The organism is Mycobacterium sp. MAA66 (genome assembly GCF_041261665.1).
Taxonomy (GTDB): Bacteria; Actinomycetota; Actinomycetes; order Mycobacteriales; family Mycobacteriaceae; genus Mycobacterium.
The window spans coordinates 66,767-84,302 of record NZ_JBGCCC010000013.1 but is presented as its reverse complement, the minus strand read 5'-3'; the positions used below and the strand labels follow the sequence as shown (position 1 = coordinate 84,302).

Here is a 17,536-nt window from a genome sequence, read left to right as displayed (position 1 = left end):
GAGGAGTCACCATGAATACCCACGAACCGGACATCGCCGACGTCTTGTTGATCGGTGGCGGCATCATGTCGGCCACCCTCGGCGCCATGCTGAGCACGCTGCAGCCACGGTGGCGAATTCTATTGGTCGAGAGAGCATCTGATATTGCAACCGAGAGCAGCGACCCGTGGAACAACGCCGGCACCGGGCACGCCGGCTACTGCGAACTGAACTACATGCCGGACCCCTCGGACGGTTCGCCACCCATGTCGATCTCCCGGCAGTTCCACCTGTCCCGGCAGTGGTGGGCACATCTGGTCGAACTGGGTCTGCTCGACGCATCGACTTTCGTTCACAGCACCCCACACATGGACGTGGTGTTCGGCGACCGGGACGTCGCGTACCTGCGCCGACGCTTCGAAACCCTGAGCGCCGAACCATTGTTCAGTGAACTGGAGTACAGCGACGACCCCGCAACAATCGCCAGATGGGCGCCGCTGGTGATGGCCGGCCGCAACCCGGATGAGCCAGTCGCAGCGACCCGCCACCCCGGCGGTACCGATGTCGACTTCGGCGCGTTGACTCGCGGGCTCACCGAAATCATCACCTCCCAGGGCGGTACGGTGCTGCTCGGTCACGACGTGCGGGCGCTCCGTCAGGAAGTAGACGGCACCTGGGTGGTCCACGGCCGATGCACCCGCTCACACAACAGATTTCAGCTGCGCGCACGGCGGGTCTTCGTCGGCGCGGGCGGCTACGCATTGCGCCTGCTGCAGCGGGCCGGCATTCCGGAGGTGCGGGGCTACGGTGTGCTGCCGGTCGGCGCAGCCTTCCTACGTTGTTCGCGTCCCGACGTCGTGGCCCGACACGGAGCCAAGGTGTACGGCCAAGCACCGATCGGCGCACCGCCGATGTCGGTGCCGCACTTGGACAAACGCATCGTGGACGGCACCGACTACCTGATGTTCGGCCCATATGCGACGTTCAGCACCAAGCTGCTCAAGGGCGGCAGGCTCACCGACTTTTTCACCACGCTGCGGTGGCACAACCTGCACGTACTCGCCGCTGCAGCGGCCCAGAGCCTGCCACTGGTGCGGTATCTGATCACTGAGCTGCTGACCCCGCTGCGCGGCAAAATTGCTGCACTGCAACGCTATTACCCCGACGCCGATCCGCGGGACTGGGAGTTGATCCCGGCCGGACAACGGGCCCAGCTGGTCACCCCGGACGCCGAGCGCATCGGCGCCCTACGGTCCGGCACCGAGCTGGTCACCTCGGCCGACGGCACCATCGCCGGCCTCCTGGGCGCCTCACCTGGCGCGTCGACTGCCGTGCCGATCATGCTGGATCTGTTGCAACGGTGCTACCCCGAAGAGTGGGCGGCAGCCTGGAACGCAGAGTTGGACGCCGCGATTCCGGGACAGGCAGTCCCGCACTGGGACCGCACCACGGTGATCTCCAGTCTCAACCAGACCGCTACCGCGCTGAATCTCTAGCGCCACGCGCCCAAACGTCACTCGGCGGCACCCCAACCAGAGGGCGCCGCCGAGATCGATGTTCGAGCCGTTTTTACTCGCGCCTTGCGACCCAAGTGTCCGTTTGGGCCTCAAAGGTCTAGTGGGCGAAGTGCCGGGCTCCCGTCAGGTACAGGGTGATGCCCGCGGCGGCCGCAGCGGCGGTCACCTCGTCATCACGCACCGAACCACCCGGGTGCACAATGGCTTTCACTCCGGCGTTGGTCAGCGTCTGCAACCCATCCGGGAACGGGAAGAACGCATCCGACGCCGCGACGGCACCCTGGACGCGGTCACCACCGCGCTCAACCGCCAACCGTGCCGCGTCGACCCGGTTCACCTGGCCCATGCCAACACCGACGGTCGCACCGCCGGTGGCGACGACGATGGCATTCGACTTCACCGCGCGGCAGGCTCGCCAGGCGAACACCAGGTCGGCCAAGGTCTCGGGGTCGGCCGGCGATCCGGTGGCCAGGGTCCAGTTGGCCGGGTCGTCGCCGGCGGCATCGAGGGCGTCGCGCTGCTGCACCAGCATGCCGCCACTGATCTGCCGGAACTCGGTGCCGCCGACCTGAGGTTCGGAGGCCACCAGGATGCGAATGTTCTTCTTACGGCTCAAGACTTCCACAGCACCCGGCTCGAAGGCCGGAGCAACGATGACTTCGGTGAAGATGTCGGCGACGGTCTCGGCCATCTCCTCGGTGACCGCGGTGTTGGTTGCGATCACCCCGCCGAACGCGCTGAGCGGATCGGACGCGTGCGCCTTGCGGTGCGCGTCGGCGACGGAAATCGACGACACCGCGATGCCACACGGGTTGGCGTGCTTGATGATCGCCACACAGATGTCCTCGTGGTCGAACGCGGCCCGCCACGCGGCATCGGCATCGGTGAAGTTGTTGTAGGACATCTCTTTTCCGTGCAACTGCTCGGCCTGGGCCAGGCCGGGCCAGCCGGCGTCGTCACGATAGAGCGCGGCTTGCTGGTGCGGGTTCTCGCCGTAGCGCAGCACGTCGGCGCGACGCCACGTGGCACCCATCCACGCCGGGAACGTCACGCCCTCCTCGGGCGCGAGCACCGAACCCATCCAGGACGCCACCGCCACGTCGTACTCGGCGGTGTGCCGGAAAGCCAACGACGCCAGCTTCTTTCGCTCTGCCAAAGTGAAACCGCCGGCGCGTACCGCGGCCAGCACTCCGTCGTAGCCCAGCGGATCCACCACGACGGCGACGCTCGGGTGGTTCTTGGCCGCAGCCCGCACCATCGAGGGGCCGCCGATGTCGATCTGCTCGACGCACTCGTCCTCGGTGGCCCCGGAATCCACCGTCTCGCTGAACGGGTAGAGGTTCACCACGACCAATTCGAAGGCCTCGACCCCCAGCTCAGTCAGCGCGGCCAGGTGCTCGGCCTTGCGGGTGTCGGCCAACAGGCCGGCGTGCACGCGCGGGTGCAGCGTCTTGACCCGGCCGTCGAGCACCTCCGGAAAGCCGGTGACCTCTTCCACCGGCGTGACCGGGATACCCTCTGCAGCAATGGTTTTCGCAGTCGAGCCGGTCGACACCAGGGTCACCCCGGCGTCATGCAGCCCGCGGGCCAGCTCGGTCAGACCGGTCTTGTCGTACACGCTGATCAGCGCGCGACGAATTGGTCGTCGGGTATCTCCGGTCATCTCACTCCTCGCGTCCGCGTCATCCTATTGCTCCTCACGTGCGCGGCACCCTATGGCCGCCTTCTGTCCGGTCCAGGTCACACCGCGGGTGGCTACCTCGGCGATCACGTCCACCAACAGCCGTCGTTCGACGACCTTGATCCGTTCATGCAGCGACTCTTCGTCGTCGCCGTCGAGCACCGGCACCGCCTCCTGCGCGAGGATCGGTCCGGTATCGGTGCCGGCATCCACCAGATGCACAGTGCTGCCGGTCACCCGCACCCCGTAGTCCAGAGCGTCGGGCACCGCATGCGCGCCGGGGAAAGCCGGCAGCAGCGCCGGGTGCGTGTTGAGCACCCGGCCACAGAAGCGGGAAAGAAACTCCGGTCCAAGAATTTTCATGAAGCCCGCGGACACCACCAGATCGGGCTGGTGGGCTGCGGTGGCCGCGGTCAGCGCGGCGTCCCAGGATGCGCGGTCGGCGTGCTCGCGCAACCGGGCGGTGAAGACCGGTAAGCCGGCTGCCGTCGCGATGTCCACGGCGGCGCAGTCCCGATCGGTTCCTACCGCAACCACGCGGGCCGGGTAGTCGCCAGTCGCGGCGCTGAGCACCGACTGCAACAACGAACCCGTCCCCGAGGCCAGAACCACGAGCCGAGCCGGCGCACACGGGGGCACTCGGATCGGTTGCTGCACGCGATGCAGCCTAATCGGCCTCACCGCTGGTCGGCCGCTGCGGGGGCAATCCCGGGTCATCGCCGACCACGAAGTGCCCTTCCCCGTCTCCGTCGGCGACAAAATGCGCTTCCGGATCCTCGTCGGGGTCGAATGCGACGGGTTCGCCGATGTGATCCATCGAGACTGCGTGATAGGCCTCCTCCGGCGCCGGCGCCGGCTCGGGTTCGCGGCGACGCTGCGCAATCGGCTGGGAATCCGGGGGCGGAGCTGACTTGGGCTTACGACGCCACCGGGATTTCGGCTGGCTGCGCGGTTCGGAGTCGGGTTCAACTTCCAACTCCGGCTCCGACTCGGAAGGCGTCACCGACTCGAAGGCCGGTCCACCCGTGAAGTGCGAATCGTCGTCGATGTCCGATGGGTCGTCGAACGGGGACTGCGGTTCCTCGCCCGACAGCACCACCGTGTCGGGCTCGTCATCGAAGTCGTCGACGTCGTCCAGTTCGCCGGCGGCATCGGGTTCCGGAGCTGGGCCGGCGGAAACCGGGCGCACCCGCCGGGCCAACCCGCCTGACATCACCACTGTCAGACCACCGATCGAGATGAACCACAGGAACACCCCGGGTCCGAACGTCTGCTGGTCGACTCCTACGTCGCCGAAGTTGCCCAGCCGGCCGCCGCCGAGATAGCCCAGCAGTGCCATCAGCACTGCCGCCAGGAACGAGGCCACCGCAAGCTTGGCCGCAGCGATCGGTAGCGGAGCGGGCCGCCGCGCGCACTGCTGGCCGACCGCGACGGCCGACGCCGCAGCGATGATCAGCAGCGCGACCCAGACCGGACCGAGCGGCGGGGACGGGACCGCAGCCAGCACCGGGAGCGCGGGGATGTCGCCACCGAGGACTGTGAAGGAGCTGAAGGTCGCCAACCCGATGTGCGCGTTGGAACCGACCGCCACCGCGGCCGTGCCCACCAACACATTGGGGATGTACAGCATCGACAACAGGGCCAGGCTGAGCTGCCCGAACAACGAATCCGTGATGGCGAACAGGTCGTGCATGGTGGCCCAGTGCACGACCATCGAGCAGGCCGCGATCACACCGGACAGGCCCAGTAGCGCCAACACCCCGGCAGCCGCGGCACGGAACGACTCGGGTAGCCAGTAGGGCAGCCGGGCGTCGCGCAACAGCCGGCCGCGGGTCTGCGACGCCACTCCGATCGCCGCACCCAGCGCGTGCACCAGCAGGACATTGCCGAAAGCGTGGAGCGCGTTGGGCGTCTGCAGCTGCGTCAGCACCGACGACGCGTCGTGGACAACCGCCAACGAGATCGCTGCGATCAACAACGGCCCGCCGAGCGCGGACGCCACGATCCATCGCACCACGAACCATGACGTACGCGGTCCGGTTGCCACCGCGGTGACGCGGGCGGTGCCCCAGACCATGGCCAGCAGCGGAACCAGGGGCATCACCCCCAGCTCTGCACCGCTGATGGAAACCGGCACACCGTGCACGCCGAGCCACATGCTGGCCATCGCGCCGAATGCGCCGGTCATATCGCTGCCTGCGATGACAAGCTGCAGCAGTGTCAGGGCCGCGATGACCGCCAACGCGATGATCGACGGCGCAAACGCCACCCTGAGCAGGTCGCGTGCCTGGCGCGTACCGACGGGCCGGTTGTCCACGGGCTAGGTCACTCCTCGCACGGCCTCGCTCCCACGCGGATCGCAGGAGGGCCGAGAAAGATTATGACGAGGCCGAGTCCGATTGCTGCGGAGCTTGCTGCTGATGGAACGACTGCGTGGCGTCGGAAACACCAGAAGCCCCCGGATATCCGGATTCCGGGCCTGCGGACGGCGCGGAATTCGGGGTCTGGCCGAACGCCGAGAATCCAGTCGCCGGAGTAACCGGAGACGACTCGTCGGTCGGCGCCTGCTGCGGCCGTCCGGTTGCGTAACCACCGGAGAGCGAACCGGGCTGGGGGTATCCACCTGGCTGGCCGTACTGCTGGCCGTAGTCCGGCCGGACCTGCGGAGGCTGCTGCGTGTGTAGAGGCGCCTGCTGCGGACCACCGAGCGGCGGCTGACCGTAGTACTGACCAGGTGCACCGTAGGCGTAGGGATCAATCTGCGGCTTGGGCGCCGGCGGCTGGATCACTCCGGCGTCCAACAGCAACGCCGCCACCGCCGCACCGGCCTGCAGCACCGAGAACGCCAGCACGCAGTAAAGGCCCCACTTGATCTCGACGCCGTCTTTCACCTGAGCGATCTCGACGATCGCCAGCAGCAGGCCGAGCACCGACAGGATCGCGGTCCATGCCTTGAGGTTCTTCTGCTTGGGCAGCAGGTCCACACCGGCGAGCAGGGATGCAGCCACCGCCGCAATGGCCGGCAGGAACGTCAAGATCCCCCGCTGGCCCGCCAACTGCGACATGAGCTCACGTGGGACGCCGCCACTGTAGGAATCCGCGAGGCCGAATGGATCGGCAAAACTGAATCCGAAAACCAGCAGACCGAGCACCGACACCGCGGCAGTCAGCAGCTTCGGCAGGTTGCTCGGCGCAGCCGGAGCGGCCGGAGCCGCGGGGATCCGCTCGGGCGCGCGGCCATATTGCGGGCTCGGCGCGTTGTACGGGTTCGGCTGAGGTTGAGGGGGATAGCCGGGGCCACCTGGCGGGTAGGTCATGACCTCTCCTGTTCTGGTTGACTCGACCAACCACGCTAGCGCACCACGCCGTGAGCTTCCGGCACCAAACATGTGGCCACCCACACCCAAGCCCGGCCAGCCTGTCGCCAGCAAACTTGTGTCTCGGTCATGCCGAGATCGACACCGGCCCGTCGGCGGCGACCTGATCCGATTCCTCGATCTCGCGCACCAGCGGCAGCACCTTCGAACCGAAGTATTCGATCTCTTCCTGAAAATGCAGGAAGCCGCCGAGGATCAGGTCGACGCCCCGTTTGCGGTACACCGCAATGCGTTCGGCGATCTGCTCTGGGGTTCCGATCAACTTGGTCCGAAAACCGTCGTTGTACTGCACCAGGTCATCGAAGTTCGAGTCGGCCCACATGCCCTTGTTGTCGGCTGTGGAGTTGCCGGCCTGCTGCACGGCTTGGCGGAAGCCATCGACGGCCGGCCGGTTGGCCTTCGCCACGATCTCGCGCAGCGTCTCCTTCGCTTCCTTCTCCGTATCCCTGGCGATGATGAATCCGTTGAGGCCGAAACTCACCTCACGAGACGCTTGGCGGGCATGGTCGCGAACTTCGACCAGCTGTTCGGTGACTCCGTCGAAATCCTTGCCGTTGGAGAAGTACCAGTCCGAGTAGAGCCCGCCGTTGCGACGGGCCGCGCTGGAGTTGCCGCCTTGGAACAGTTCCGGGTTTGGCCGGTCGGCGGTGTTGAGCGGCTTGGGCTTGAGGGTGAAGTCGTGGATTCGGTAAAAGTCACCGCGGAATTCCAGCGGATCGTCGTTCGTCCAAAGCTCGCGCAAGACCTGGAGGAACTCAGCGCTGCGGCGGTACCTCTCGTCGTGCTCCAGCCAAGGTTCGCCCAGGTGGGTGAACTCGTCCTTGAACCACCCGGAGACGACATTGACCGCGAACCGGCCATTCGACAGGTGGTCCGCCGTGGCGCCGAGTTTGGCCAGCACCGCGGGCTGCCACAAGCCGGGGTGCACGGCCGCGATGACCTTGAGCTTTTGCGTGGCAAGTAACAGCGCAAGGCTGAAACTCGTTGACTCGTGCTGGAATTCGGCGCCATAGCTGGCCTCGTAGCGAACTTGGGTGAGGGCATACTCGAACCCGTTGTTCTCGGCGGTCTGGGCGAGCTTCTTGTTGTATTCGTAGTTCCAGTCGGTGCGCTGCTCGATGTCACTGGTTACCAAGCCGCCGCTGACGTTGGGCACCCAGTAGGCAAACTTGACGTGGTCGGCGATGCGTTCGGTCGTCATGGGTGTGTATGTCAGCAATTGCGGGCAGGGCCGTCGCGGGTAACGTTCGCGATGAACTTATCTCCGACTGTGTTCAGCGAACTTCCGGCAAGGTCGTCGCCCACCAAAATCCCAGGTGGTCGCCCTGTGACAGGTTTTCACCCACCCACCCTTGCGCCCCGATACTGAAACACGTTCTAATTCTGGGTATGGACTATGGGCTCGTACTTTTCACCAGCGACCGAGGGATTGCGCCGGCAGCCGCCGCAAAACTCGCCGACGATCACGGCTTCACCACCTTCTACGTGCCCGAACACACTCATATCCCGATCAAGCGCCAAGCCGCGCACCCGACCACCGGCGACGAGACACTGCCGGACGACCGCTACATGCGGACGCTGGATCCGTGGGTATCGCTCGGGTCGGCGGTGTCGGTGACCTCACGGGTGCGGTTGTCCACCGCGGTGGCGCTGCCGGTCGAGCACGACCCGATCACCCTGGCGAAATCCATTGCCACCCTTGATCATCTGTCCGGCGGCCGAGTATCGCTCGGCGTCGGATTCGGTTGGAACACCGACGAACTGACCGACCACAACGTGCCGCCGGGGCGGCGCCGCACCATGCTGCGCGAGTACATCGAGGCGATGCGTGCGCTGTGGACCGAAGAAGAAGCCGAGTACGACGGTGAGTTCGTGAAGTTCGGTCCGTCATGGGCGTGGCCGAAGCCCGTGCAGTCGCACATCCCGGTGCTGGTCGGCGCGGCCGGTAGCGAGAAGAACTTCAAATGGATCGCCAGGTCGGCCGACGGCTGGATCACCACGCCGCGCGACTTCGACATCGATGAGCCGGTGAAGCTCCTGCAGGACACCTGGGCCGCTGCCGACCGATCTGGTGCGCCGCAGATCGTCGCTCTCGATTTCAAGCCGGACGCCGACAAGCTGGCGCACTGGAAGTCCCTTGGCGTCACCGAGGTGCTGTTCGGATTGCCCGACAAGGACGAGGCCACCGTGTCCGCATACGTCGAGCGACTGGCCGGCAAGCTGCGCGATTTCGCGATCTGAGCCACGAACACTGGGCACCGCCCCTGTGCACGCCGCCAGACTCTCCGCCCGCCGGTGTGTAGGCACCCTTCGAGCCGCGACTGTCAGCATGTGTTGACATTGTCAACACATGCTGACAGCGCCCAGCCCGAACTCCACCCGAGACAGGTCCGACATCCCACCCGTGTCGGCCCTTCATCGCATACTTTCCGCAGTCGCCGACTCCGGAAGGGAACACCACAATGGCCAAGCCTGCCGAGCGTCGGTGGTTCGAGCGCCAAGAACCCCGGCCGACCCGCGACGAGGTCGACGCGGCCGGCACAGCGTTCCGACTGGCCAACGGCTTGGACGACGAAGACGACGATTGGTCGTTCGACGATGAGCCTGCACAGCCCGACCCGATTGTCGCCGATGTATTCGGCGGAATCAGCAGGCGCGCGTTGGCCGAGGCCCGCGACAACTTAGCCAGCGCCACAACGCAATACGAACATGGATATTGGGCGTATCAAGACAGGTGCTGCACAGACGATTCCGTAATCACCCGTCCGATTGATCAGGCCGGCGTAGCCCGGTTTCCCTCGTCGGTCGCCGTGACGACGATCCGCGCACCGAGCGGCTCACCGTCGCGCAGTACCGCCATCAACGCATCGTCGGTGGTGGTCGCCAGGAACCTGCTGCCGTCGGCATCCAGGCGCCCGATGATGATGCCGGTATACGGCGTCCAGTCGTAACGCACGGTATAGGTCTCGATGGTCGCCGGCCCGTCGGCGTACTCGGTGACTGCAATCGTCGGCCACGACGACACTTCTGCGCACAATTCGGCGCTGCGGTCCGGCACCCAGTCGGCGGGCTCGGTCGAGTAGATGCCCACCGAGAACTTGCTGGCGATACCGCCATTCGCGCCGATCAGCGCGAATCTCCCTGGCGTTTCCCGCATTCGAGTGACAACCTCGGCGATGCCATGCAATGAGTAGTTGTTTCCGGGCCCGCCGAAGTACGGCAGGCCGCCGGTCAACGTCAGCCCACGCGCATCGTCAACCGACAGGCCGACACCGTCGCAGATGTTGAACACCGGGAACGGGAAGCAGCTGTACAGATCGAATGCCGCGATGTCCCCGAGGCCAATTCCGGCCACCCGCAACGCTTCCTGCACCGCGAGCACCGATGCCGGGCTGGCGCCGACATCGGGGCGGTCGAGCAGCTTTTGCTCTTTCATGTCTGCGTGGCCACGGAGGTACACCCACTTCGATTCCGGCACACCGAGTTTGCGCGCAGCCTCGACCGACATCACCAGTGCGGCCGCGCCCATGTTGACCTGATCGCGCGCCACCATCAGTCGTGGATACGGGTCGCAGATCATCCGGTTCTTGTCGGTGACGGTCACCAACTCGTCAACACTGCGCTCCACCGGGGCCGACGAATACGGGTTCTTGGCAGCGACTTTCGACATGGGGGCGAACAGCTCTCCCATGGTCTGGCGGTATTGGTCCACCGACAGTCCGACCCGGGCACGGCGCGCGTTCTCGAGCAGGCCGTACTGCACCGGGGCGCCGATCAGCCCGTGCCGAACGGTGTACTCATCGAAAATGCCGTCGTACCCGTAGCCACGGTCTTCCAACTGCCCGTCGATGGTCTCGGCGTGGTCGGGCTTGTCGTCACGACCGTCGAAATACCGCAGGCTCGAAGTGTTTTCAGAGCCGATGACCATCACGACGTCAGCCGTGCCGGCCACGATCTCCCCGGCAAACTCGGTGATCAAGTGCTGGGGGCTTTGTCCACCAATGACTTCCAGCACGGCACGAGCCGGATCGGCGCCGATACGGCGGGCCACCGAGCGGGGATAGTTGTTGGATTTGCCCAGCGGCGCCGGGGTGCGGCCGGAGATCTCGAACTGCCGGGTGCCGGCGACGGTGTCAATCGCCGCCGCCACGGCAGCGACATCGACCCCGGTGTCGCGCAGTGCAGTCTGGGCCGCCTCCGTCGCGAGTTCCACGGACGACATGCCGCGATAGTCCGGGTCTTCCAGGCGCTCGGTGAACTGGCCGACACCGACGATCACCGGTGTACGTGGATCGACACCCATTACAAACCTCCTGACACCTGTTAATTCGACAGGCTAACCGACTGGCCTGGTCAGCTCACAATCACGTCCCACCAGGTCGGCGGAAAAAACAATGCCCCGCGCCATGACAGCGCGGGGCATTGCGGAAACTGCTTGGGGCCTACAGGCTCTCGAGGATCTCGCGGGCCAGCTTGGCGGTCTCGGACGGGGTCTTGCCGACCTTCACACCGGCAGCCTCCAGGGCCTCCTTCTTGCCCTGAGCGGTACCGGCACCGTCGGACACGATGGCGCCGGCGTGGCCCATGGTCTTGCCCTCGGGAGCGGTGAAGCCCGCGACGTAGCCGACGACCGGCTTGGAGACGTTGGCCTTGATGTAGGCGCCGGCCTTCTCCTCGGCGTCGCCGCCGATTTCGCCGATCATCACGATGATCTTGGTCTCCGGGTCCTTCTCGAACGCCTCGATGGCGTCGATGTGGGTGGTGCCGATGACCGGGTCGCCGCCGATGCCGATGGCGGTGGAGAAGCCGAGGTCGCGCAGCTCGTACATCATCTGGTAGGTCAGCGTGCCGGACTTCGACACCAGACCGATCGGACCCTTGCCGGTGATGTTGTTCGGCGTGATGCCGACCAGCGCCTCACCGGGGGTGATGATGCCCGGGCAGTTGGGGCCGATGATCCGGGTCTTCTGCCCCTTCTCAACGTTGTAGGCCCACGCATACGCGCTGTCCTGTACCGGGATGCCCTCGGTGATGACCACCAGCAGCGGGATCTCGGCGTCGATGGCCTCGATGATCGCGTCCTTCGAGAAGGCCGGCGGCACGAAGGCGATCGACACGTCGGCGCCGGTCTCCTTGATGGCCTCGGCAACCGAAGCGAACACCGGCAGCTCGACGGCATTGCCGTCTTTGTCCTCGTGGGAGACGGTGGTGCCGGCCTTGCGGGCGTTCACGCCGCCGACGACCTGGGTGCCGGCCTTGAGCATCAGCTTGGTGTGCTTGGTGCCCTCGCCGCCGGTGATGCCCTGGACGATGACCTTGGAATCCTTGTTCAGGAAGATAGACATTTTCTTCTTGCTCCCTTACTTGTTCGCCAGCTCGGCGGCTTTGTCGGCACCGGAGTCCATGGTCTCGGCCTGGATCACCAGTGGGTGGTTGGCCTCGGCCAGGATGCGGCGGCCCTCTTCGACGTTGTTGCCGTCCAAGCGCACGACCAGCGGCTTGTTCGCCTCGTCGCCCAGCTTCTTCAACGCGCCCACGATGCCGTTGGCCACCGCGTCACAGGCGGTGATGCCGCCGAACACGTTGACGAACACGCTCTTGACCTGGCTGTCGTTCAGGATGACGTCCAGACCCGCGGCCATCACCTCGGCAGAGGCGCCGCCGCCGATGTCCAGGAAGTTGGCGGGCTTGACGCCGCCGTGGTTCTCGCCGGCGTAGGCGACGACGTCCAAGGTCGACATGACCAGACCGGCGCCGTTACCGATGATGCCGACCTCGCCGTCGAGCTTGACGTAGTTGAGGTCGTTCTCCTTGGCCTTGAGCTCCAGGGGATCGGTCGCGTCGCGGTCCTCGAACTCGGCGTGACCGGGCTGCCGGAAGTCGGCGTTGGCGTCCAGGGTGACCTTGCCGTCCAGCGCCAGGATCTGGTCGTCGGGGGTGCGCACCAGCGGGTTGACCTCGACCAGGGTGGCGTCCTCGCCGACGAAGACCTCCCACAACTTCTGGATGGTCACCGCGGCAGCGTCGAGCACCTCGGCGGGCAGGTGGCCCTGCTCGGCGATCGAACGGGCGAAGGCCAGGTCGACACCCTTGACGGCGTCCACGGGGACCTTGGCGAGGCGCTCGGGCTTGGTCGCGGCGACCTCTTCGATCTCCATGCCACCTTCGACCGAGCACATGGCCAGGTAGGTGCGGTTGGAGCGGTCCAGCAAGAAGGAGATGTAGTACTCCTCGGCGATGTCGCTGGCCTCGGCAACGAGCAGCTTCTTGACGATGTGGCCCTTGATGTCCAGGCCGAGGATGTTCTGCGCGTGGGTGAGGGCGTCCTCCGGGGTGGCGGCGTACTTCACGCCACCGGCCTTGCCGCGGCCGCCGACCTTGACCTGCGCCTTGATCATTACGGGCTTGCCGATCTCCTCGGCGATGGCCTTAGCATCCTCGGCAGAGTCGGTCACCCGGCCCGGCGTAGTAGGTACGTTGTGCTTGGCGAACAGCTCTTTCGCCTGGTATTCGAAGAGATCCATGAGCTCACTGTCTGTCTGCGTTGACGGTCGAATTCACTTCAGCGTTGGGCCGCACTGGCTCGCTCGGCACTCTAACCATGTACTTATGAGTAGCTTGCACCGCCTACTGACCATGTGGCACATCTCACCTGGTCCCAATAGGTGAGACGGGTCACATTCGCGCGGGAATACTTCGATAGGTTGCCACTATCATCGGATTTTCGTTACCGTCTTTGAGGTCTTCATCACGGTAAGATAACGGCACCTAAGGATCATTCGTTGGCTGAGCAGACTTCGTCTTCCACTCCTGAAAGGGAGTCGACGATTGGACGCAGCGCCGCCAAACCTCTGACGAACATCCCGGTCAACGCCGCCGAGGTCACCGACATCATCCCGTTCAACGAGTTCGGCAAGCTGACTGACCTGCATTTTTCTGACAACGCCGCGTTCGATCGCGATGCGCTGGTCAACTCCGCTCCCGAACTCGACGACCTCCATGACGCTGATGACCAGGAACCGGTCAAGCTGACCGTCCCCGCCGAGTTCGAGCTGCCCTCGGGCTCGGAGCGGATGTCTGCCCGCGCATATCGCGACAGCCATACCGACACCAGTGACGGGATGGCCAACACCGACGTCATCGACATGCGGGATCGTCGCGGACTGCATCGCAAGTTCGACGGCGCCGGCCCGGTCAAGGGTCGGTTGGTGGCCGCTGCCATGGCCATCGGCGCGACCGCCGCGGCCGGTTACTCGATGATGACCAGCGCCGATCAGCGCACGAGCACCACCCTGGCCGCCGACCACGCAACCATCGCTGACGGGACGACCGACGGCATCCAGATCGTCTCGGTCGAGCCCGCTGCCGCCAGTTCCGCCGTGCACGACCAGGAACTCGCCAACGGTGCCGCGTTTGCGCAGGAGCGCGCCGAGCGCGAGGCCCGACTGGCTCGCCCCCTGTTCGTGATGCCGACCAGGGGCGTATGGACCTCGGGCTTCGGCTACCGCTGGGGCGTGCTGCACGGCGGTATCGACCTGGCCAACGCCATCGGCACACCCATCGTGGCGGTGGCCGACGGTGTTGTGGTCGACGTCGGCCCGACCGCCGGCTATGGCGCGTGGGTCAAGATCCGCCACAACGACGGCACCGTGACGCTGTATGGCCATGTCAACACCTGGGTCGTGTCGGTTGGTCAGCGCGTCATGGCGGGCGATCAGATCGCCACGATCGGCAATCGCGGTAATTCGACCGGTCCGCATTGCCACTTCGAGGTTCTGCTCGGCGGCACCCGTCGGATCGACCCTGTGCCATGGCTGGCCGAGCGCGGCCTGAGCCCCGGCACCTACGTCGGCTGAGCTGTGAGCGACGGCGACGACTCCGCCGGGTTGTTCTCCCAGACTTTTGGCAGTCAATCGGATGCCGTGCATACCGGCTTGGCCAAGCAGCCTGGTGAGCCCGACGCGCCGACCGGCTTGATCAAGCAGTCGGAAGCCGACGACAAGACCGGCCTGATCGCTCAGGTTCCCGACTCCGATGCGCCGACGGGTCTGATCCGGCGGACGCCGACCGGCCGGATCCCGGTGACCGACCCCTCCGCCCCGCCGACCAGCATCATTCGGCGCACCCCCACCGGGTCCATGCCGGTCATCGACGCGCCGCCCACTTCGGCCATCGCATCAACTCCGCCACCCCGACCCACCACATCGTCACGGTCTGTCCCGAAACCGCCGGCTGAGCTGACCGCCGCGTGCGCCACCGCGACCGCATCGGTGTTGAGTGGGTGGGCGACCGCGGTGATGGCCACCACCCTGATCGCCGGATACTGGCACATCGACCGATTGTTCTGTGTCGCAGTCGGTTTCCTGACTGCGGTCTCGGCCACCGCAACCATCGGCGGCCAGATCGCGGTGCTGCTGCGCCGTCGCACCGGCCGGATCCTGGTTGTGGTCGGCTCGGTGGTCGCCCTGATGATCTTCGCGAGCCTGTTCGTCGCAGGCGCTACGTTGCCGCCGATCGCCTACGCCATCCCCGTGCTGCCGGTGGCAGGCATCGCGCTGGCGTCGCTGCCGGCAACCGGGCGTTGGTGCACCAAAAGCTAGCGCACCCAACGCTTTACAGTTTCTGCACCGGCGCGTGATTGTGCATCAGCTTGACCCGCCCGGCACTGCCGAAGTCGATCAGCGACATCGCCGTCTCCCCCACGCCGTTGACCTCTTCGACCCGGCCCAGACCGTATTTGTCGTGACTGACGCGGTCGCCCGGGGCCAGCACCATCAACGGCTTGTTGCGGTTGGGCGCCGGACGCATGGGTGACGGCCGCGGCGCGCCGAAGCCGCCGCCCTGTCCCCCTTGGCCATAGCGGCCCGAAGCGGACAACGACGGAGGCGGCTCGACCCGGCGCCAGTCGATAAGTTCCTGCGGAATCTCTTGCAGGAAGCGGGATTCCGGGTTCAACATCGGCTGCCCCCAAGACGACCGTACCTTGGCCCGGCTCAGGTACAGCCGCTGACGGGCCCGGGTGATGCCGACATACGCGAGGCGCCGTTCCTCGGACAGTTCGGTCGGATCTCCGAGTGCCCGCATGTGCGGGAACATGCCGTCCTCCCAGCCCGTCACGAAAACGACCGGGAATTCGAGGCCTTTGGCGGTGTGCAAGGTCATCATGGTGACCACGCCGTCGCCGTGCTCGGGCAGTTCGTCGGCGTCGGCCACCAGTGACACCCGTTCAAGGAATGCCGCCAGCGCACCGGTATCGGGGATGTCCTCGTCCAGTTCTTCTTCACGCAGAGACTGGGCATTGGCCAGGTCGATACTGAATTCGTGTGCGACGCTGACCAATTCGTTGAGGTTATCCAGGCGAGCCTGGTCCTGCGGGTCACTGGATGCCTCCAGCTCACGGCGATATCCGGTGCGGTCCAGCACGGTCTCCACGAGGTCGCCGAGTTCGCCGTCCATCCCGCCACGCAGGCTGTCGAGCATCTCGACGAAACTGGCGATCGCCTTCTCCGAGCGGGAGTTCAGCATCGGCACCTTGCCCTCGGCGGCGGCCTGCAGTGCGTCGTTGAAGCCGGCGCCGGTGTTCTCGGCATAGACAGCGACGCATGCTTCGGCACGGTCACCGATGCCGCGGCGGGGGGTGTTCAGGATGCGCCGCATGCTCACCGCGTCGCCGGGGTTGTCCAGCACCCGCAGGTAGGCGACGATGTCGCGGATCTCCTTGCGCTCGTAAAAGCGCATTCCCCCAACAACTTTGTACGGGATACCCGCTCTGATCAAGACGTCCTCGACGGCGCGCGAGGAGTTGTTGGTCCGGTAGAAGACCGCGAAGTCGTTGTAGGTGATGCCGTCTTTACCGGCCAGCGCGTCGATCTCCTCGGCGATGAACCGGGCTTCGTCATGTTCGTTGTCGGCGACGTAGCCGACGATCAGCTCGCCTTCGCCCGCGTCGGTCCACAATTTCTTGTCCCGGCGCCCGGCATTGCGGCTGATCACTGCGTTGGCCGCACTCAGGATGTTCTGGGTCGATCGGTAATTCTGCTCCAGCAGAATGGTTGTCGCGTTCGGGAAGTCGCGTTCGAAGTCCTCGATGTTGCGGATCGTCGCGCCGCGGAAGGCATAGATGGACTGATCAGCATCACCCACCACACACAACTCGGCGGGCGGCACCTCGTCGGCCCCCTCGGGTGCGTGGTAGCCGACCAGCTCGCGCACCAGCACGTACTGGGCGTGGTTGGTGTCCTGGTACTCGTCGACCAGGATGTGCCGGAACCGCCTCCGGTAGTACTGCGCGATCTGCGGAAAGCTTTGCAGCACAGCGACCGTCTCGCCGATCAGGTCGTCGAAGTCCATCGCGTTGGCCGCCCGCAGGCGACGCTGGTATTCGGCATAGACCTCGGCCACGATGCGGGGCAGGTCCTCTTCGGCCTCGGTCGCTTCCGCGGCGGCCTGCGCCGGGTCGATCAGCTCGTTCTTCAGGTTGGAGATGGCGTTGGACAGCATCCGCGGCGAGTGCCGCTTGACGTCCAGCCCCATGTCCTTGCCGATCATCATCAGCAGCCGCCGCGAGTCATCGGCGTCGTAGATGGAGAAGTTGGAGTTCAGCCCGGGCAGCAGCGAGGCCTGGTTGCGCAGGATGCGCACGCAGGTGGAGTGGAAGGTCGATACCCACATCGACTTCGCCCGGGGGCCGATGAGCTGGACCACCCGCTCACGCATCTCGGCGGCGGCCTTGTTGGTGAAGGTGATGGCGAGCACCTGGCCGACGCCGACGTCGCGGTTGGCCAACAAGTAGGCGATCCGCCGGGTCAGTACCGCGGTCTTGCCGGAGCCGGCCCCGGCGACGATCAGCAATGGCGAACCTTCGTGCAGCACCGCCTGTCGCTGCTGCTGGTTGAGGCCGTCCAGAAGTTGATCGGTGTCGGGGGCTGCGCTCGTCATATCACGTCAAACCTACCGCTGCAGACCGACAGCTCAGGCATTCC

13 protein-coding genes are annotated in these 17,536 nt (G+C 65.7%); 4 read left to right on the top strand and 9 right to left on the bottom strand.

The window, feature by feature from the left end; all coding sequences use genetic code 11:
• Positions 1–11: 11 nt before the first annotated feature.
• On the top strand, positions 12–1,475 hold the full coding sequence (locus ABIA30_RS25260; RefSeq protein WP_370070539.1) for a malate:quinone oxidoreductase: 1,464 nt from the start codon (positions 12–14) through the stop codon (positions 1,473–1,475).
• Positions 1,476–1,593: 118 nt separating this feature from the next.
• On the opposite strand, the gene purH is transcribed toward ABIA30_RS25260, so the two are convergent.
• From purH to sfnG, 5 genes are all read right to left on the bottom strand, one after another.
• Complete coding sequence (gene purH, locus ABIA30_RS25255; protein ID WP_370070537.1) at positions 1,594–3,159, bottom strand: bifunctional phosphoribosylaminoimidazolecarboxamide formyltransferase/IMP cyclohydrolase; 1,566 nt, start codon at positions 3,157–3,159, stop codon at positions 1,594–1,596.
• 24 nt (positions 3,160–3,183) lie between these two features.
• Complete coding sequence (gene purN, locus ABIA30_RS25250) at positions 3,184–3,834, bottom strand: phosphoribosylglycinamide formyltransferase (RefSeq protein ID WP_370070535.1); 651 nt, start codon at positions 3,832–3,834, stop codon at positions 3,184–3,186.
• 10 nt (positions 3,835–3,844) lie between these two features.
• On the bottom strand, positions 3,845–5,494 hold the full coding sequence (locus ABIA30_RS25245; protein ID WP_370070533.1) for a DUF6350 family protein: 1,650 nt from the start codon (positions 5,492–5,494) through the stop codon (positions 3,845–3,847).
• A 61-nt stretch (positions 5,495–5,555) separates the two neighbouring features.
• The gene (locus tag ABIA30_RS25240) at positions 5,556–6,494 is read right to left on the bottom strand and encodes a DUF5336 domain-containing protein (RefSeq protein ID WP_370070531.1); all 939 of its coding nucleotides are present in this window, start codon (positions 6,492–6,494) and stop codon (positions 5,556–5,558) included.
• Positions 6,495–6,621: 127 nt separating this feature from the next.
• Positions 6,622–7,755 (bottom strand): dimethylsulfone monooxygenase SfnG, encoded by a 1,134-nt coding sequence (sfnG, locus tag ABIA30_RS25235; protein ID WP_370070529.1) that lies wholly within the window; start codon positions 7,753–7,755, stop codon positions 6,622–6,624.
• Between the two features lie 188 nt (positions 7,756–7,943).
• Here sfnG and ABIA30_RS25230 point away from each other — a divergent pair, with 188 nt between their 5' ends.
• Positions 7,944–8,795, top strand: a complete 852-nt coding sequence (locus tag ABIA30_RS25230; protein WP_370070527.1) for an LLM class F420-dependent oxidoreductase — start codon at positions 7,944–7,946, stop codon at positions 8,793–8,795.
• A 532-nt stretch (positions 8,796–9,327) separates the two neighbouring features.
• On the opposite strand, the gene ABIA30_RS25225 is transcribed toward ABIA30_RS25230, so the two are convergent.
• The 3 genes from ABIA30_RS25225 to sucC all read right to left on the bottom strand — a co-directional run bounded on the left by ABIA30_RS25225 (position 9,328) and on the right by sucC (position 13,078).
• Positions 9,328–10,857 carry an acetyl-CoA acetyltransferase gene (locus ABIA30_RS25225; protein ID WP_370070525.1) on the bottom strand — a complete coding sequence of 510 codons (1,530 nt, stop codon included), beginning with the start codon at positions 10,855–10,857 and terminating at the stop codon, positions 9,328–9,330.
• Positions 10,858–10,996: 139 nt separating this feature from the next.
• Complete coding sequence (sucD, locus tag ABIA30_RS25220; protein WP_370070523.1) at positions 10,997–11,899, bottom strand: succinate--CoA ligase subunit alpha; 903 nt, start codon at positions 11,897–11,899, stop codon at positions 10,997–10,999.
• A 15-nt stretch (positions 11,900–11,914) separates the two neighbouring features.
• A complete protein-coding gene (gene sucC, locus ABIA30_RS25215) occupies positions 11,915–13,078 on the bottom strand; it encodes an ADP-forming succinate--CoA ligase subunit beta (RefSeq protein WP_370070521.1) in 1,164 nt (387 codons plus the stop codon).
• Between the two features lie 258 nt (positions 13,079–13,336).
• Between sucC and ABIA30_RS25210 the strand changes: the two genes are divergently transcribed.
• Entirely contained in the window at positions 13,337–14,410 is a 1,074-nt protein-coding gene (locus ABIA30_RS25210; RefSeq protein ID WP_370070519.1) for a M23 family metallopeptidase, read from the top strand.
• A gap of 156 nt (positions 14,411–14,566) precedes the next feature.
• On the top strand, positions 14,567–15,154 hold the full coding sequence (locus ABIA30_RS25205; protein ID WP_370070590.1) for a hypothetical protein: 588 nt from the start codon (positions 14,567–14,569) through the stop codon (positions 15,152–15,154).
• 13 nt (positions 15,155–15,167) lie between these two features.
• On the opposite strand, the gene pcrA is transcribed toward ABIA30_RS25205, so the two are convergent.
• Positions 15,168–17,492 carry a DNA helicase PcrA gene (pcrA, locus tag ABIA30_RS25200; RefSeq protein WP_370070517.1) on the bottom strand — a complete coding sequence of 775 codons (2,325 nt, stop codon included), beginning with the start codon at positions 17,490–17,492 and terminating at the stop codon, positions 15,168–15,170.
• Positions 17,493–17,536 lie beyond the last annotated feature (44 nt).

Bases quoted from the DNA above. Each gene is read 5' to 3' on its own strand.
- ABIA30_RS25260 (WP_370070539.1), top strand. From the start codon at position 12: ATGAATACCCACGAACCGGACATCGCCGACGTCTTGTTGATCGGTGGC.
- purH (WP_370070537.1), bottom strand. From the start codon at position 3,159: ATGACCGGAGATACCCGACGACCAATTCGTCGCGCGCTGATCAGCGTG.
- ABIA30_RS25240 (WP_370070531.1), bottom strand. From the start codon at position 6,494: ATGACCTACCCGCCAGGTGGCCCCGGCTATCCCCCTCAACCTCAGCCG.
- sfnG (WP_370070529.1), bottom strand. From the start codon at position 7,755: ATGACGACCGAACGCATCGCCGACCACGTCAAGTTTGCCTACTGGGTG.
- ABIA30_RS25230 (WP_370070527.1), top strand. From the start codon at position 7,944: ATGGACTATGGGCTCGTACTTTTCACCAGCGACCGAGGGATTGCGCCG.
- ABIA30_RS25225 (WP_370070525.1), bottom strand. From the start codon at position 10,857: ATGGGTGTCGATCCACGTACACCGGTGATCGTCGGTGTCGGCCAGTTC.
- sucD (WP_370070523.1), bottom strand. From the start codon at position 11,899: ATGTCTATCTTCCTGAACAAGGATTCCAAGGTCATCGTCCAGGGCATC.
- sucC (WP_370070521.1), bottom strand. From the start codon at position 13,078: ATGGATCTCTTCGAATACCAGGCGAAAGAGCTGTTCGCCAAGCACAAC.
- pcrA (WP_370070517.1), bottom strand. From the start codon at position 17,492: ATGACGAGCGCAGCCCCCGACACCGATCAACTTCTGGACGGCCTCAAC.